Raw genomic sequence first — 15,325 nt, forward strand, 5'->3', positions numbered from 1 at the left:
GGACCAGATCAGCCGGGATTGCTGGCGAAGCCGGCGACCATCGCCTCGACGTCGGCGCGGGCGGCGTCCAGCGCCTCCTGGTTGCGGGCACGCACGACCAGCTCGGTCCAGAACTTGCCGTCGCCATATTTCGGGTAGGAGCCGATGATCGTATCGGGATGCGCTTTCTGGATATCACCCAACGGCCCGCCGATGAGGCCTTCGCCGAACGGGCAGGGCACGGTCGCCGAAAGCATCTTCGTGCCGGCCTTCAGCGTCGGCACGACATTGTCGAGCATGGCCTGGAAAATCGATGGCACGCCGGCCATGACGTGGACGTTGCCGATGCGGAAGCCAGGTGCGACCGACACCGGATTGTCGATGAGATCGGCGCCGCGCGGCATCCGCGCCATGCGCTTGCGGGCCTGCGTATATTCGATGCCACGCGCGGCATAGCTTGCTTCCAGCATCGCATAGGCCCGGGCATCGTATTCGCAAGGCACGCCAAAAGCCTTGGATATGGAATCGGCCGTGATGTCGTCATGCGTCGGACCGATGCCGCCGGTGGTGAACACATAGGTGTAACGGCTGCGCACGGCATTCACCGCGGCGATGATCTCGTCTTCCTCGTCAGGGACGACACGCACTTCCTTCAGGTCGATGCCGATTGCCGTCATGATGTCGGCGAGATGGCCGATGTTCTTGTCCTTGGTTCGGCCGGACAGAATCTCATCGCCAATGACGAGCATGGCGGCGGTCACGATTTCAGGCATGGAAGGCTCCGGCAAGGCGTATGGCCTGGGAAGGCGAGTGGTCTGAGATAGCGCGGCGCGACGGTAGCCGCAATGTCATCTTCGCGCCGCCAAGGCGGCCGATGACGTCAAGGATCTAGGTTCGAACCGTTCGAGGGAATAGGGCACATGCAGCAATTCGTCGTCCCGGAGCGAACCGCCGCGTTCATCGAGCGCATCGCCGGCCGGGCTTTGCTGGTCAGGGCCTCACCTGAGCCTCACGACAATTTCAAGGAACCATTCGGCTGACTACCGGGTTTTATGAGTGTCGCACCAAGGCGGCTAAGATACGGAGTGATTCAATGGTTACAAAAATTCTCGCAGCATCTGTTCTGACGATCGGTCTCGCAACATCGGCGATGGCGCAGTCACTGGACGACAGGTATTCCAACGATCGCGACTGGTGGCTGTTCGGCAACAACGATCAGACAACTGTCGATCCCTATACCACGGGAAGCATCAGTGACGGCTCCGGGTTGAACACCCAAGGCAATACCGGCGCGATAGGCCCATGTGCCCACAACACGCCAGGCCCGGACGCTAACGCAGGGCAAAACGTCAACGATCAGTATTGCGGCAAATAGCCGAACGCGATTTCCGAAAAGCGGATACCGATTTTCTGGAAAGCCATGTTCAAGGGGTAGTCCGCGAGGCCAATCGCTGGCCGCTGGCGCGTCCTCTCTCCGGACGGCGCTGCGGTCGGCGCCTGCCGGACCGCTCAACATCAACCGCGATACCGAATTAATCTGACACTTCCGTCTGCGGCCGGTCGCGGCCGTCGGCCAGTTCCTCGTGCCATTTGCCTTCGGCGTCCTCATACTGGATGCCGTCGGTCGCTCCGGCGACCTGTTGCTCGGCCGAGGCGATTTCGGCCGCACGCAATGCGTCCTGATGCGTGGGGAACGTCTCGGAAAAGGTCGCTCCGACCTTGTAGGCCCAGCCGCCGTCATGTTCGACGATTTTGTAAGTCAGCTTCGCCATGGAAAACCTCCGGTTGAAAGGTCCGTCTGCTCAATGCAGCCGGTCGTCGGGCAGTCTGTCGTCGGGCACCAGCACTTCCGATTCCTTGGCGGCTTCAATCAGCGCCCGGCGCGCATCTGCTGTCGAACGATAACCTTCCAGCACTTTGAGGCAAGTGTCGAGGGCATCACGATGGCGCGGGCCGCGATTGAGCGGCCACACCGTCATCAGGCACTCCGCGGCTTCCTGGGCGCTGCGGATGTGGCGATATTTGCCGACGTGGCCAAGTTCGACGACGACCGGCACTTCAAAAGGTTTGTTGTCCATCATGGCCGCAACGCAAAGCAGCCAATTTGGTTGCAACCATGGCCGTCAGCCTGCGCCCAAACGTCTCAGAGGCTGTTTGAAGGCTCTACACCTGCGGTCTGCGCCGCAACCGGCAAGAATGCCCTGAACAGGTTCCTCCCAAGCCCAGCCACGCCCACTCCACGCCAACAGCTTGCGGACGGAATAGCAGCGAAGCACCGTTAAGCTGTCTGGAGGCAGGGGGGGCGCGCGTCGGGAGCGCCGACCGTTCAACCCGTCGCCTTCATCCAATGCTGCATCGTGGTCACCGAACGGGCAAGCTGCGGCGCCGGGTGGATCGTTTCGCTGAATGTGGCCGCCGCACGCCATCCCCAGCGCGGATCGGCCAGGAAGGCCCGCGCCAGCGCCACCATGTCGGCGCGGCCCTCGGTGAGGATCGCTTCGGCCTGCTTGGGGTCGTCGATCAGGCCGACGGCACGGGTCGGAATATCAGCACCCTTGCGCACCGCTTCCGCCAGATGCACCTGATAGCCGGGGCCGGTGGGCAATTTCTGCAACGGCGAATTGCCGCCGCTCGAGCAGCAGAGATAGGCAACGCCCTCGTCCTTGAGCGCTTTGGCCACTTCGATCGCGTCCGCCACGTCGAAGCCGCCATCGACCCAATCCATCACCGACAGCCGCGCGCCGAGCATCAGCTTTGGCGTAGCCTTGCGCACCGCCTTGGCGATCTCGACGACAAGACGCATGCGGTTTTCCAGCGAGCCGCCCCAGCGGTCCGTGCGCTGGTTGGACAAGGGCGACAGGAACTGGAAGATCAGATAGCCATGCGCGGCATGCAGTTCGATGAAATCGAAGCCGGCGCGTTCGGCCCGTCTTGCGGCTTCGGCGAAGCGCTCGATCAGTTGCAGGATCTCCTCGTCCTCCAGTGCGTGCGGCACGTTCCAACCGGTGTCGTAGGGGATGGCCGAGGCGGAGACGGTCTGCCAGGGATCCTCATTTGGCTGCAGTGGCCCGCCGCCTTCCCACGGCTTGCGGTTCGAAGCCTTGCGGCCGGCATGGGCGAGTTGGGAGCCGAATTTCGTGCCGGGTGCGGCGACGCGTCGTGCGGCGTCCAGTGCGCGGCGGGCGGCGGCCTCATTGTCTTCGGAATAAAGGCCGAGGCAGCCATGGGTGATACGCCCGCGCCGCTCGACATCGGTCATCTCGACTGTGACCATGCCGGCGCCGGACATTGCGAGGTTCATCCAGTGATGGAGATGCCAGTCACTGGCCGAGCCGTCGTCGGCGGAATACTGGCACATCGGCGCGACGGCGATGCGGTTGGGGAAGGTGAGGCCGTCGAGGGTGATCGACTGGAAAAGCGACGCTGTCATGAGAAACTCCGGGAGGGTTCGCAGCTATTTAGGCGACCGATGGCGCCTGCGCCAGACACGAGGCGGTGAAAGGGGTTCTGGACCAATCACTGACGGGATTGCCGAAATGCCGGTTCGCGGATACGCCTCGGCAATGCATGGCGCCCAAAAGTGGCCCGGTTTGGGAGAGCGACATGCATAAAACAGGAGCATAAAGCGCGACGCGCTTTTGCATGGAGACCACGATGGAAGATCGTATTCGCGTCCGTTCGGAGGAAATCCTCTCCGACGACTGGGCCGTCCTGAAGAAGACCGTCTTCGACTACCGCCGGCGCGACGGGCAGTGGGAGACGCAAATTCGCCAGACCTATGATCGCGGTGACGGCGCGGTGATCCTGCCTTACGATCCTTCGCGCTCGACCGTGCTTCTGGTGCGCCAGTTCCGCTATCCCGCCTACGTCACCGGCCACCGCGAGCCGCTGATCGAGGCCTGTGCCGGCCTGTTGGACGAAAACGATCCCGAAACCTGCATCCGCAAGGAGGCGGAGGAAGAACTCGGCTACCGGCTGCAGAACGTCGAGCGGCTGTTTTCGCCCTATATGAGCCCCGGCAGCGTCACCGAACGTCTCTGGTTCTTCATCGCCCGTTATTCACCCGCCGACCGCATCTCGGCCGGCGGCGGCGCGCAAGAAGAGGGCGAGGACATCGAGGTTCTGGAAATGCCGCTCGACGAGGCACTGGCCGGCATCGCCGACGGCCGCATCATCGACGCCAAGACCATTATCCTGATCCAGCATCTGAAGCTCAACCCGATCGCCGCCTGAACGGCGCCGATCCTCCTTAGCCAAGGCTTCGAGAGGACACTCCTTCATCTATTCGGGTGGCCCGCCACCCGAAGCTCGAAGAGCGAAGGGTGGTGCGGATGAAGGGACTCGAACCCCCACGCCTTTCGGCACTGGAACCTAAATCCAGGGCGTCTACCAGTTCCGCCACATCCGCATGGACCGGCAATCCCATGTGGCCATCATTCTGTCAATGTCGGAGACAAGATGTAGAGGTCAGGGACAAGATGTGGTCAGGTCCAAATGCTGGTTATTCGCCGGGATGCGAAGACTGTTGAAAATTGGCCTCGCCTGTGACAAAAGGCGTGTCAAATGTGACGGGACGCGACGATCCGCTTCTGCAGAATGTGATAAGAAGTAGGAAAAACAAGAACTTATTCACATTTTGGAACGCAGTTTGGGAGAGTTTGAGCCGGGTTTTCGGTCAAATCGCCAGGTTCCGTACCAAAAGCCATTCCCGGCAAGAATATACCGGCAGGCTGTGAACGGCAGAGGCCGTGGCAGTCTCATTGGTGAAAACAAAGGTTTTACGATGCAGGTCACCGAAACGCTCAACTCCGGTCTCAAGCGAGAGATCAAGATCACCGTGCCGGCCGGTGACATGGAAGCCAAGCTGATGGCGCGGCTTTCGGATGCCCGCAACAAGGTCCGCATCAACGGCTTCCGCCCGGGCAAGGTGCCGGTGCAACACCTGCGCAAGGTTTACGGCAAGTCGTTCATGGCCGAAGTGGTCAACGAAATCCTCAACGATTCGACCCGTTCGATCATTACCGGGCGTGGTGAAAAGGCTGCCATGCAGCCCGAAGTCATCATGACCGAGGACGAGAAGGAAGCCGAGAAGATCCTGGCCGGCGGCGCCGACTTCGAATTCCGCCTCAACTACGAGATCATCCCGGCGATCGAGATCAAGGACTTTTCCGACATCAAGGTGACACGCCAGGTGTTCGACGTGCCTGATGCCGAGATCGACGAGCAGGTCCAGCGTGTTGCCGAATCGGCGCGCAGCTACGAGCCGAAGACCGGCAAGGCCGCCAATGGCGACCGCGTCACCATCGACTATGTCGGCAAGATCGACGGCGAAGCCTTCAATGGCGGCGCGGGCACCGATCAGCCGCTGGTGTTGGGTTCGAAGGAATTCATCCCCGGCTTCGAGGATCAGCTGGTCGGCGCCAAGGCCGGTGACGAAAAGCAGGTCACCGTGACTTTCCCGGAGAACTACCAGGCCGCGCATCTTGCCGGCAAGGAAGCGACCTTCGACGTCACCATCAAGGAAGTGTCCCAGCCCGGCGCGCTGGAAATCAACGACGAGACCGCCAAGAACCTCGGCCTGGAGTCGCTGGAGCGCTTGCGCGACGTCGTACGCGGCCAGATCGAGAACCAGTTCGGCGCCATGACGCGCCAGAAGGTCAAGCGCCAGCTGCTCGACCAGCTCGACGCGGCTTATTCGTTCGAGGCGCCGTCGAAGCTCGTCGACGCCGAGTTCAACAACATCTGGGCGCAGGTCAATCGTGACCTGGAAGCAGCCGGACGCACCTTCGCCGACGAAGAGACGACGGAAGAAGAGGCGCGTGCCGAGTATCTGCGGCTTGCCGAGCGCCGCGTGCGCCTCGGCCTTGTGCTGGCTGAAATCGGCGAGAAGGCCGGCGTGACCGTATCGGACGAAGAGCTGCAGCGCGGCCTGTTCGAGCAGGTGCGCCGCTATCCGGGCAACCAGCAGCAGGAAGTCTTCGAGTTCTACCGCAACAACCCGGAAGCGTTGAACACGCTGCGGGCGCCGATGTTCGAGGAGAAGGTGGTCGACCATCTGCTCGGTCAGATTTCGGTCACCGACGTCAAGGTCAGCAAGGAAGAGCTGATGGCCGACGACGAAGAGGACGAGACCTCCGTCAAGGCGAAGCCGGCGAAGAAAGCCGCCGCCAAGAAGGCTGACGCCAAGAAGGCCGACGACGCGGAAGAGCCCAAGAAGAAGGCCGCGCCGAAGAAGAAGGCCGCCGAATAACACCAGCGCTCCGCTGAAACAGGAAGGCCGCCCTCGAGGCGGCCTTTTTCGTTGCCAAACTGCAACAGCCGCCATGCTTCGCGAGCGGCGGCCTGTGGCGACCAAGCTTTGATCATTATCTGCGCTTCTATTGCAAGCCGCTTGGTTGTTGGAGGGCGTGTTGAGACTGTTCGTCGAATTGGGACACGCTTCGGCAATCGCGCTGGTCCTTGTCTCGGCCTGCGGCATTGCCCAGGCCGGCACGGTGTCTGACAACTGGCGCTTCGGCACGAGTGAAGACGGCCTCGTCACGGCCTCGCTCTATGCCACCAACAAGCTGATCACCGGCGGCGGTGCCTTGAGCTACAGCCCGATCCTGACGATTGCCTGCCGGGCAAACGGCGAGCCGCATTGGACTGAATGGCTGCAATTGAACGACGCTGTTTCGGCCAGCCGCAAGATCACCATGTCGATCACGGTCGATCAGGAGAGCAAGTTCGATGAAAGCTGGGCGGTCGGGCCGCGCGGCCGGATGCTGGTGCGCGATGGCGCCGATGGCATCAGGCGCCTTGTCGCCGCGAACCGGCTCCAGCTTTCGTGGCGGTTCGGGCTGCTGGCGGGGCGCGGCGAGGCCGATTTCGACCTCGCCGGGTTCGGCGAAGCGGTCAATCAGGTAGCCGGCAGCTGCAACACCGATCCGCCGTGAACGGATCGTGAGCCAGGGCGGCGACAGGAATGGCTTGCTCAGGACCTCAAAATCTCTTGCTCAGGACCTCCGGCTGTCAGAACGCGACGACATCACCAGGCAGTAGCGCAAGTTCGGCCACGATGCCGCCGCCTGTCGTGGCATTGCTAACCGATCCATTCATGTTGGCGGTGCCCGCTAGCGGCACCATTTTTCGACGGCAATTGCAATTGCCTTGGTGCAATCGACGAGATCGCGCACCGAAACGCGTTCGTTCGGCTGATGCGCCTGCGCGGGGTCGCCGGGACCGAAATTGACGGTCGGCGTGTTGCCGAGGCCGGTCGGCAGGCCGATGTCGCTGTGCGCGCCAAAACCAGTCAGGACCGGCGAGAGATTGGCTTCTTTGACGGCCTCCTGGAAGACGCCGACAAAGGGATTGTCCGAGGGGATTTCGGCGCAATCGGCGTCGAGGATCCACTCGACGCGGGCGGGGTGCTTTCGCAGGTATGGGTCTGCCTGGCAGACATTGGCTATGTGCTCTTCGATTTCGCGTTTGACGTTGCCACCCAGTTTGAACTCGTCGTGCTCGCTCGGCAGATATTGAGCGTCGATGATGATCTCGCCGCGCCCTGCCATGGAGGACGGATGTTCGCCGGCGCTCATCTGGGTGACGATGATCTGGTTGGGCAGGTCCATCAACGGATGGTTCTTTCTGGGATCGAACATCCAGCGCCGGTTGAGGATGTCGATGCCGTCGAGGATTTGCCGGCAAAGCTGGACGGCATCGACCGGGCCGCTCGAATACCAGGCATTGGGCGTCAGCTCCGCATGCCCGCCTATGCCGTCAATGATGATCTTCCCCCACAGAATGCCGTGACAGAGCGGTGCGATCTTGTTCGCCGTCGGTTCGGTCATGATGCCGGCGTCGGCGTGAAAGCCGCGATCGACCATGGCCAGCGACCCCATGCCGCCGATTTCCTCGTCGACGACGGTGGTGAAGACGACGTCTCCGGACAGGGGAATATCGAGTCCCTTCAGGATCTCGACGGCCATCAGCATGCAGGCGACGCCGCCTTTCATGTCGACGGTACCACGGCCGTGTAGAAACCCGTCCTTGAGGACGGGCTGGAACGGGTCGGTCGTCCAGTGCCCTGCGGCGCCGGGCGGGACGACATCGATATGGCCGGTCAGCATGATGGAGCGACCGCCGCCCGTGCCCTTCAAGACGCCGCCGAGATTGGGCCGGCCTTCGAACGTCCTGCCTTTGTTGGCGCCGGCGCGCCCCTTGTATTTTTCGTAGAGTGCAGGGCCATCCGGGTCCCATACATCGGTCGAGAAGCCGAGCGCCTCGATCCGCTTTTGCAGATAGAGCTGGCAATCACGCTCGCCGGGGCCGGCCTCCTTTGGATCGGATTTCACGATCGAGGGGAAGGCGACGAGATCGCTCAGCGTTTGGACGATACGGTCAGCGCTTGCCTCGACGCGCGCGGCAATGATCTCTTCCATGGACGGCATCATGATCTCCAACGTTGGGAAAGTCGGTCGGCGAGAAGGACGAAAACCAGAAGGGCGCCGACAATCCCCACCTGCCAAACCGTGTTGATGTTCAATTGCAGAAGGCCCGTTTTCAGCGTGACCAGCAGCAGGACGGCCGCGAACACGCCGCCAACGCCACCGCGCCCTCCGGTGATGGCGATGCCTCCAAGCATGGCGGCAGTCAGCGATTCGAGTTCGAGGTTCTGGCCGATATTGGGCCTGCCGCTGCCGAGCCAGGAGATCGAGACGAGCCCAGCGGCGCCGGCAAGCGCGCCACTCAAGGCGTAGAGGACCAAGCGAACGCGATCGACCGGAATACCGACCAGCCTGGCCGAGCGTTCGTTGAAGCCCATGGCGTAGATCCAGCGCCCCCACGCTGTCGAGAGCAGCACCAAACCGGCTAGCGCAAAGCAGGGGATGGCAAGGGTGAGAAAGGGCAGGGGAATGCCCATGACGACGCCGCGCCCCCACACAAGCAGCCAGGAGGGCACGCCTGCTTGGGCCGCGCCGCCGGTAATGGCAAGTGCAGCGCCGGAATAGACGAAGAAGGTGCCGAGCGTCGCGATGAAGGGGAGAAGCGCGAGCCCGTTCACCAGCCATCCGTTCAAGGCACCGAGCATCGCGCCGGCCAGGATGCAGACGGCGGGCAGCAGGACCGGCGGCAATCCCAGCTTGAGGCAAAGCATCGCGACGATGGCGGACAGCGAGACCGCACCGCCGACCGAGAGGTCGATGCCGGCGCCACCGGCCATGATGACCAGCCCTTGTCCAAGGCCGACCAGCGCAAGGATCGTCGAGAACTGAAGAATGGTGGTGACGGTGCCGAGATTGAAGACAGAAGGTTTGAGCGCCAGCAGGCCGACAATCACGATCAGCCAAAGCGCGCAGAGCAAAGCCAGGGTAAGGGCAGGGCCCTGCAGGTTGCGGAGCGTTTTCATGCGCGAGCTCGTTGAAATCTGCCGAGCGGCAATCGGTTGCAAACAGCTTCGAAGCCAAGCACGCCGATGATGAGAACGCCGGTGACGACAGGCTGCCAAAGGGAAGGGACACCGATCAGCAGTAGACCGTTCTGCAGGATTCTCAGAAGCAGCACGCCGAGCACGGTGCCGATCAGGCTGCATCTGCCGCCCAATATGCTGGTGCCGCCAAGAATGACCGCGGCAATGGCGTCGAGCGCCAGCGTGCTGCCGATCGTCATCTCCACATTGCGGTAGGTGGCGACATAGAACGTCGCGGCAATGCCGGTCAGGACGCCGCTGATGACGAAGGTGATGAAGCGGACCTTGATCACTGGGATGCCCGAAAGCCGCGCTTTTTCCTCCGAATTGCCGATCGCCAGCAGATGCAGCCCATAAGGAGTTCGCCGCAGCGCCAGCCAGACGGCCAGATAGGCAATGGTGATCGCCAGGGCAGGGACGGGGACGCCGAGCACGCTGGTTGCAAGAACTTCTGTAAGGCTCGAGGGCAGGCCGGAAAGCCATTGCCCTCCGAGAAGTACGAAGACGGCGGTGCGGTAGACACCGAGCAGGCCGAGCGTACCGACGATTGCCGGAACGCGGCCGATGACAACGACGGTGGCGGTCACACATCCCAGCAGCGCACCGACCAAAGGGCCTGCAATGAGCGCCAGCAGCGGATTGCCGCCGGCGCCGAGCACACGCCCGATGGTGATGGCCGCCAGACCCATGACGATGCCGATCGATACATCGATGCCGCCCATGGCGAGCAGCAAGGTCATGCCAAGGCCGATCAGCAGCAGTTCGACACTGTTGCGCAAGACCGTGGCTGCATTGCCTGATGTCGCGTAGTGCGGCGATGCGACAGAGAAAATGACGATCGCCAGCAAACAGGCGACAAGCAGAGACCACTCCCGCCCGTTCATGGAGAAGACACCGTTTCCCAACTGCCGCACCACGTTCATGTCCGGGCTCAGAAGTTGAACTTGTCGACATTGTCCTTGGTGAAGACAGCCGGAGGCCCGAGAAGCAAAATGCCCTTGGCTGCATCATAGGTGACGGGCTTTTCCAGGCCGGCGACCTTGTTTTCCGCCTCGAAACTCTTGCCGTCGATCAGCTGTTTGCCGGCCCAGACCGTGAGATAGCCGAGTTGCTCGGGATCCCAGAGAACGGTGAAGCCGAAGGCGCCGCTCTTCAGGTAGGACCGTGCCGTGTTCGGGCTGCAATAGCCGGCTCCGATGACCGAGCCGATCTTGCCGGCGGTTTCGATGGCCTGGGCAACGCCCGGGCATGTCGAGGAGGCGACGGCGATGATCGCCTTGATGTCCGGGTTGGCCGCCATCAGATCGCCTGATATCTGCGCGGCGCGTTCGGCGGTGCCGCCGGCGAATTGCGGCGCAAGCAGCTTCAGCTTCGGATATTTGGCGGTGGCTTGCTTCTGCATGAAGCCGATCCAGGCGTTGAGATTGGACGCCGTTGCCTCGCCGGAGACGATGCCGATGGTTGCGTCCTCGCCGACGCGCTTGACGAGTTCGTCGACAATGGTTGTGCCGAGGCCTTCGTCGGTCGCCTGCGCCACATAGACGGCGCGGCCGCTGTCGGGCGCGTCGCTGTCGCTGGTGAACAGCTTGATGCCTTTCGCCTTGGCGCTCTCGACCACGGGTGCGATGCTGGAGGCATCGAGGACGCTAACCGAGATCGCCTCGACGCCCTGATCGATCAGGTTCTGGACGATCTGCAACTGGTCGACCGGATTGGTGTCGACGGGGCCGGAGTAGATGAAATCGACGCCGAGATCCTTGGCGGCGCGATTGCCGCCGGCTTCCATGGCGTTGAAGTAAGGGATGCCGATCAATTGCGGGACGAAGGCGACCTTGTGTTTGTCCGCGGCATGCGCCGCGGTTGCAATGGCGAGTGACAGTGCGGAAGCGGCGAGCACTTTCTTGAACTGTGAAAGCATTGTGTTTGAACCTCTCTGGAAATGACGTGCGTTTCAGTTTGTTTTTTCAAGCGCCCGCACGTCGGGATGAGCGCCTGTTATGAGCGAAACGACTTCCTCGTGATGGGTCTCGGCCGCCAGCCGTTCGGCGACCTTGCGGCCGCGTCGGAACACCACGATGCGGTCGGCGACCTCGAAGACCTCGGAAATGTTGTGGCTGATGAGCACAACGGCACAGCCGCGTGCGGCAAGCCGCCGTGTCAGCGCCAGGACCTTGCGCGTTTCGGCAACGGCAAGGGCCGCGGTCGGCTCATCCATGATGACCAGCCTGGCATTCAGATTGAGCGCCCGGCAGATTGCGACGGCCTGGCGTTGGCCGCCCGACAGACTGCCTACAGGCGCTTCTGGATCGGAAATATGAGCATCGAGCTCCTTCAGCAGGCCGTCGACGCGCTGGCGCATTTCTTTGCGCTTCAGGAACGGAATGCCAAAAATGGAGCGTTTCAATTCACGGCCGAGAAAGACGTTTTCTGCGATCGACAGGTTCTCCGAAAGCGCCAGTTCCTGAAAGATCGTCGCGATCCCCGATGCCGCGGCATCCTTGGGCGAGTGAAAGGCGACCGGATTGCCCTCGATCACAAGCTCCCCACCACTGGGCGGATGAGCGCCTGCCAGGATCTTGATGAAGGTCGATTTGCCGGCGCCATTGTCGCCGAGAAGCGCCAGCACCTCGCCGGAGCGGATCTCCAGATCGACATTTGCCAGCGCGGTCAGAGCGCCGAAGCGCTTGGCGATGTTTCTGGCGACAAGAAAGGGCTCTGTCATGACGGGTTCCCCGACGATTGCGGATCGGCTAGGCGGCGTTGCTGACCCAGCGCAGCACGTTGGTCCAAAGCCGCGCGTAGCCAGGCCATTCGACAAAACTGTTCGGCAGCCAGTGAGGACCGATGTCCGACGTCCAGACCAGCGTACGCCCTTCGCCATGGCGCCCGGTAACCAGCAGGGGATGGCCGCCCTGGTCCTGCGGCAGCCGCGCCAGGACCTCGACATCGTCGCGATCACGGGCGATGACCTCGTTGGCACCGAGCAGCAGCGGCCATTCGCCCTCGATGCCGGCAAAAATCGGATGATCCCTGGAACCAGTGATCTCAGGACGAAAGCCTTCCGGAATTTCGAGCCGGTCATCATTGGGAAGGCAGGTCACCGGCAGCGCCTCCTCGACCGCCGTGCGATGCCAGCGCGCCTTGCCGTCAATGCCCTGGAAGCTGAAATAGCCGCCGATCATGATCAGGCCGCCGCCGGCCAGCGTCCAGTCGCGCAGGAGCTTGAGCCGGTTGGGAACCGTTTTGCCGTGCAGCCAGACATCGGGGTGGAGCAGGAGCGAATTCGCGCCAATGTCGGACAGGATGATCGTCCTGTATTGCGACAGCCCTTCCATGGTGAAAGGCAGCTTCTCGACGGCCTCGTGAGCGGGCATGTAGTCGAGATCGAATTCGCTGTCCTTCAAGGCGTCCACCAGGGGTGTTGCGCCCAGGTGAAAGGTGACGCTGCCGAACTGGTCGAACCCCTTGTAGTGGGTCGCCGAACTCACCCAGCTTTCGCCGACGAGAAGGACTTTTGTTTTCGCCATGATCATACTCTCCTGATTTCGTCGGTTGATGCGGTGTTCCGCGCCAGGTCGAAACGTCGATAAGCCATTGTTTCAACTGGCCAGCACGGCATTGTTCGCCAGGGCCGCAGCCTTCAGCGTGGCAAAGTCTGCGATGTAACCCTGCGCGCCTTCGACCGTTGTCGTCAGGCTCGCCCCAATTGCCGCATAGCGCGCGGCGTCGTCGAGCGACGCGCCATGCAGCCAAAGGGCAAGGAAGATGCCGGCAAAGCTGTCGCCGGCGCCCGTCGCGTCGACGCGATTGACCGGCAGCGCCGGCACCTCGATCTGCGGACCGCCATTCGCCGGAAAAACGACGGCGCCGAACTCGCCGAGGGTGAGCACGACCGTTCCCCGTTGTTTGATGCGTGATAACATCGCTCGCACCTCTTCGATCGTCGTTGCCATGCGGCTGCGAAAGTCGAAGATCTCCCGTATCATCACATCGTTGATGAAGGTCAGATCGATCTGTTTGACCATCTGCGAGAAGGTTTCCGGCGTGCGTGCGCTTTTGGGAAGGCCGGCCGAATGCAGGCTCACCTTCCAGCCCGCCTGATGAAAGCGCGCGATGGACGCGGTCATCGTCTCGTAGTGAAAGCCTTCGATATGAAGGCAGGCCGGGCGTTGCTCGGGCTGGATATCCAGATTGGCTGTCAGGTCGACCTCGCCCAGCTCGAACGGTTCGCTGATGATCGTCCGGCTGCCATTGCGCTCGATGATCACGATCGCCTGGGAGAGGCGGTTGTTGGGCGTGTTGCGGATCGGCAAGGCGTGGACACCCAGTTTCGAAAGCGCGCCGAGCGCCCAATCGCTCTCTGGATCCTGGCCAACTGCTGTCGCCAGTTCAACGTCCAGCGCGTAGGGTGCTCCGATGCCGGCGGCGGCAACCGCGAGATTGGCCGCGGGGCCACCCAGCGCCTTGTCGATGTGGCTGGCGGTGATCCGGTCGTCGCGATGCGGCAGCACGTCGACGCGGCACAGGAAGTCGACACTCACCCTGCCGGCGACCAGAAGTCTTGGCAGGTGATCGAGGTTCTTTGGCCTGTGTGGCGCGCGGCCCGGCAGTGAGCGCGCAAAGGAGCTCGGCCGATACATCAGCGCGGCAACCGCCTTCTCGATGCGGTCGCGCGTGCCTTCCTTCAGGCTTGCCGTTCCATTGATGAAATTCGAAACCGTGCCGATGGAGACACCGGCGGTTCGTGCGACATCCGCTATGGTCGGGCGCTTGCGTTGCAATGGCGGAGTTCCAATTGAAGCGTTTCAAAACGGTAGCAGCGAAAATGCGATGCCTCAACGGAATTGTCTTCTAAAAATCAAGAGAGAATTCCCCTCGATTGGAAGTTTAATCCAGAGATAGAGCGGACCTTGGGCCCTCTTTCCAAGATTGAACAATTTTCAAATTTTTTGGTAAAAGATTGTGCAGGCGAATTTCCTGCACTTCATTCGATCGCCCGGGCTTGATCGGACGGTCTTGGCATGCCCCCGGCCCGTCAGATCAGCAACAGGCCCTTCATGCTGGCATATCCCTTCCGCCCGACGATGATGTGGTCGTGCACCGCGATGCCCAGCCGCTTGCCCGCCTCGATGATCTCCTTCGTCATTTCGATATCGGCTCGTGAGGGTGTGGGGTCGCCCGACGGGTGATTGTGGACCAGGATGATGGCGGTGGCCGAGAGTTCGAGGGCGCGCCTGACCACCTCGCGCGGGTAAACGGGCGTATGGTCGACGGTGCCTGTCTGCTGAACCTCGTCGGCGATCAGCGCGTTCTTCTTGTCGAGGAACAGGATGCGGAACTGCTCGCGCGCCTCGAAGGCCATGACCGACCGGCAATAGGCGAGAAGCTGTGTCCAGGACGAGAGGACTTCGCGACCCTGCACCTCTCCGCGCGCCATGCGCTGCGCGGTTGCCGCGACGATCTTGAGATCGAGCGCCACCGCAGGGCCAATGCCCTTGACTTCCTGCAAGAGGCCAACCGGCGCCCCGAGCACTTCGGCCAGCGTGCCGAAGCGCGCCAGCAGCGCCTTGGCCGCCGGTTTGGTGTCGGCACGAGGGATCAGGCGAAAAAGCAGAAGTTCCAGAAGTTCGTAATCGGGCAGGGCGTCCGGACCCGCCAGGGCAAAACGCTCGCGCAGTCGGTCGCGGTGACCGAGGTAATGCGGCTTTTCGTCGAGCGTCGCCTTGGCTTTCGCCGCAGGCGGCATCGGCGCTTCGGAGAAGAAACTCCGCTCGTCGTCGTCGTTTGTGTTCCCCATACACCGCCCACATTGCTCCGGCGCAGCCATTAGAACTGTTCTGGCCGGGATTGAAACAGTTCTGTTCCCCGATCGCGAGACGCCCCACGGCAGATCGTGGC

At 62.1% G+C, this 15,325-nt stretch carries 16 protein-coding genes and 1 tRNA gene; 4 read left to right on the forward strand and 13 right to left on the reverse strand.

Features of this window, described 5'->3' with window-relative positions; translation table 11 throughout:
* Nucleotides 1–8: 8 nt before the first annotated feature.
* Nucleotides 9–752, reverse strand: coding sequence for a competence/damage-inducible protein A (locus AC0L3E_RS18475; RefSeq protein ID WP_292562288.1), 744 nt, complete (start codon nt 750–752; stop codon nt 9–11).
* 320 nt (nt 753–1,072) lie between these two features.
* On the opposite strand from AC0L3E_RS18475, the gene AC0L3E_RS18480 reads away from it, so the two are divergent.
* Nucleotides 1,073–1,354, forward strand: a complete 282-nt coding sequence (locus AC0L3E_RS18480) for a hypothetical protein (RefSeq protein ID WP_473605309.1) — start codon at nt 1,073–1,075, stop codon at nt 1,352–1,354.
* A 157-nt stretch (nt 1,355–1,511) separates the two neighbouring features.
* Here the strand turns inward: AC0L3E_RS18480 and AC0L3E_RS18485 are convergent, their stop codons facing one another.
* The 3 genes from AC0L3E_RS18485 to AC0L3E_RS18495 all read right to left on the reverse strand — a co-directional run bounded on the left by AC0L3E_RS18485 (nt 1,512) and on the right by AC0L3E_RS18495 (nt 3,409).
* Nucleotides 1,512–1,751, reverse strand: coding sequence for a DUF2188 domain-containing protein (locus AC0L3E_RS18485; protein WP_013532013.1), 240 nt, complete (start codon nt 1,749–1,751; stop codon nt 1,512–1,514).
* Between the two features lie 30 nt (nt 1,752–1,781).
* Nucleotides 1,782–2,060, reverse strand: coding sequence for a DUF982 domain-containing protein (locus AC0L3E_RS18490; protein WP_013532012.1), 279 nt, complete (start codon nt 2,058–2,060; stop codon nt 1,782–1,784).
* A 245-nt stretch (nt 2,061–2,305) separates the two neighbouring features.
* On the reverse strand, nt 2,306–3,409 hold the full coding sequence (locus AC0L3E_RS18495) for an NADH:flavin oxidoreductase/NADH oxidase (RefSeq protein ID WP_127321241.1): 1,104 nt from the start codon (nt 3,407–3,409) through the stop codon (nt 2,306–2,308).
* Nucleotides 3,410–3,633: 224 nt separating this feature from the next.
* Here AC0L3E_RS18495 and AC0L3E_RS18500 point away from each other — a divergent pair, with 224 nt between their 5' ends.
* A complete protein-coding gene (locus AC0L3E_RS18500) occupies nt 3,634–4,212 on the forward strand; it encodes an NUDIX domain-containing protein (protein WP_473605310.1) in 579 nt (192 codons plus the stop codon).
* Between the two features lie 90 nt (nt 4,213–4,302).
* Here the strand turns inward: AC0L3E_RS18500 and AC0L3E_RS18505 are convergent.
* Nucleotides 4,303–4,387: transfer RNA gene (locus AC0L3E_RS18505), tRNA-Leu, on the reverse strand.
* Nucleotides 4,388–4,762: 375 nt separating this feature from the next.
* On the opposite strand from AC0L3E_RS18505, the gene tig reads away from it, so the two are divergent.
* The gene (tig, locus tag AC0L3E_RS18510) at nt 4,763–6,229 is read left to right on the forward strand and encodes a trigger factor (RefSeq protein ID WP_473605311.1); all 1,467 of its coding nucleotides are present in this window, start codon (nt 4,763–4,765) and stop codon (nt 6,227–6,229) included.
* 160 nt (nt 6,230–6,389) lie between these two features.
* The gene (locus AC0L3E_RS18515; RefSeq protein ID WP_473605312.1) at nt 6,390–6,914 is read left to right on the forward strand and encodes a hypothetical protein; all 525 of its coding nucleotides are present in this window, start codon (nt 6,390–6,392) and stop codon (nt 6,912–6,914) included.
* 177 nt (nt 6,915–7,091) lie between these two features.
* Here the strand turns inward: AC0L3E_RS18515 and AC0L3E_RS18520 are convergent, their stop codons facing one another.
* The 8 genes from AC0L3E_RS18520 to radC form a co-directional block, all read right to left on the reverse strand.
* On the reverse strand, nt 7,092–8,408 hold the full coding sequence (locus AC0L3E_RS18520; protein ID WP_473605313.1) for a M20 family metallopeptidase: 1,317 nt from the start codon (nt 8,406–8,408) through the stop codon (nt 7,092–7,094).
* Nucleotides 8,408–9,367, reverse strand: a complete 960-nt coding sequence (locus AC0L3E_RS18525; RefSeq protein WP_473605314.1) for an ABC transporter permease — start codon at nt 9,365–9,367, stop codon at nt 8,408–8,410. Before AC0L3E_RS18525 ends, AC0L3E_RS18520 begins: the two co-directional genes overlap by 1 nt.
* A complete protein-coding gene (locus AC0L3E_RS18530) occupies nt 9,364–10,350 on the reverse strand; it encodes an ABC transporter permease (protein ID WP_473605315.1) in 987 nt (328 codons plus the stop codon). Before AC0L3E_RS18530 ends, AC0L3E_RS18525 begins: the two co-directional genes overlap by 4 nt.
* An 8-nt stretch (nt 10,351–10,358) precedes the next feature.
* Entirely contained in the window at nt 10,359–11,345 is a 987-nt protein-coding gene (locus tag AC0L3E_RS18535; RefSeq protein ID WP_027036878.1) for an autoinducer 2 ABC transporter substrate-binding protein, read from the reverse strand.
* A gap of 33 nt (nt 11,346–11,378) precedes the next feature.
* Nucleotides 11,379–12,149, reverse strand: a complete 771-nt coding sequence (locus AC0L3E_RS18540; RefSeq protein WP_473605316.1) for an ATP-binding cassette domain-containing protein — start codon at nt 12,147–12,149, stop codon at nt 11,379–11,381.
* Nucleotides 12,150–12,177: 28 nt separating this feature from the next.
* Nucleotides 12,178–12,954, reverse strand: a complete 777-nt coding sequence (locus AC0L3E_RS18545; RefSeq protein ID WP_027036876.1) for a glutamine amidotransferase — start codon at nt 12,952–12,954, stop codon at nt 12,178–12,180.
* A 72-nt stretch (nt 12,955–13,026) separates the two neighbouring features.
* Nucleotides 13,027–14,208, reverse strand: a complete 1,182-nt coding sequence (locus AC0L3E_RS18550; RefSeq protein ID WP_256748139.1) for a carbohydrate kinase family protein — start codon at nt 14,206–14,208, stop codon at nt 13,027–13,029.
* 254 nt (nt 14,209–14,462) lie between these two features.
* Complete coding sequence (radC, locus tag AC0L3E_RS18555) at nt 14,463–15,224, reverse strand: RadC family protein (protein ID WP_473605318.1); 762 nt, start codon at nt 15,222–15,224, stop codon at nt 14,463–14,465.
* Between the last annotated feature and the right edge of the window lie 101 nt (nt 15,225–15,325).

The sequence above is a fragment of the Mesorhizobium sp. WSM4822 genome, from assembly GCF_055811155.1.

Excerpts from the sequence above, each read along its gene's own strand:
- AC0L3E_RS18475 (WP_292562288.1), bottom strand. The coding sequence starts at position 752 with ATGCCTGAAATCGTGACCGCCGCCATGCTCGTCATTGGCGATGAGATT.
- AC0L3E_RS18525 (WP_473605314.1), bottom strand. The coding sequence starts at position 9,367 with ATGAAAACGCTCCGCAACCTGCAGGGCCCTGCCCTTACCCTGGCTTTG.
- AC0L3E_RS18520 (WP_473605313.1), bottom strand. The coding sequence starts at position 8,408 with ATGCCGTCCATGGAAGAGATCATTGCCGCGCGCGTCGAGGCAAGCGCT.
- AC0L3E_RS18545 (WP_027036876.1), bottom strand. The coding sequence starts at position 12,954 with ATGGCGAAAACAAAAGTCCTTCTCGTCGGCGAAAGCTGGGTGAGTTCG.
- AC0L3E_RS18490 (WP_013532012.1), bottom strand. The coding sequence starts at position 2,060 with ATGATGGACAACAAACCTTTTGAAGTGCCGGTCGTCGTCGAACTTGGC.
- AC0L3E_RS18485 (WP_013532013.1), bottom strand. The coding sequence starts at position 1,751 with ATGGCGAAGCTGACTTACAAAATCGTCGAACATGACGGCGGCTGGGCC.
- AC0L3E_RS18500 (WP_473605310.1), top strand. The coding sequence starts at position 3,634 with ATGGAAGATCGTATTCGCGTCCGTTCGGAGGAAATCCTCTCCGACGAC.
- radC (WP_473605318.1), bottom strand. The coding sequence starts at position 15,224 with ATGGGGAACACAAACGACGACGACGAGCGGAGTTTCTTCTCCGAAGCG.
- AC0L3E_RS18480 (WP_473605309.1), top strand. The coding sequence starts at position 1,073 with ATGGTTACAAAAATTCTCGCAGCATCTGTTCTGACGATCGGTCTCGCA.
- AC0L3E_RS18535 (WP_027036878.1), bottom strand. The coding sequence starts at position 11,345 with ATGCTTTCACAGTTCAAGAAAGTGCTCGCCGCTTCCGCACTGTCACTC.
- AC0L3E_RS18495 (WP_127321241.1), bottom strand. The coding sequence starts at position 3,409 with ATGACAGCGTCGCTTTTCCAGTCGATCACCCTCGACGGCCTCACCTTC.
- AC0L3E_RS18530 (WP_473605315.1), bottom strand. The coding sequence starts at position 10,350 with ATGAACGTGGTGCGGCAGTTGGGAAACGGTGTCTTCTCCATGAACGGG.
- AC0L3E_RS18540 (WP_473605316.1), bottom strand. The coding sequence starts at position 12,149 with ATGACAGAGCCCTTTCTTGTCGCCAGAAACATCGCCAAGCGCTTCGGC.
- tig (WP_473605311.1), top strand. The coding sequence starts at position 4,763 with ATGCAGGTCACCGAAACGCTCAACTCCGGTCTCAAGCGAGAGATCAAG.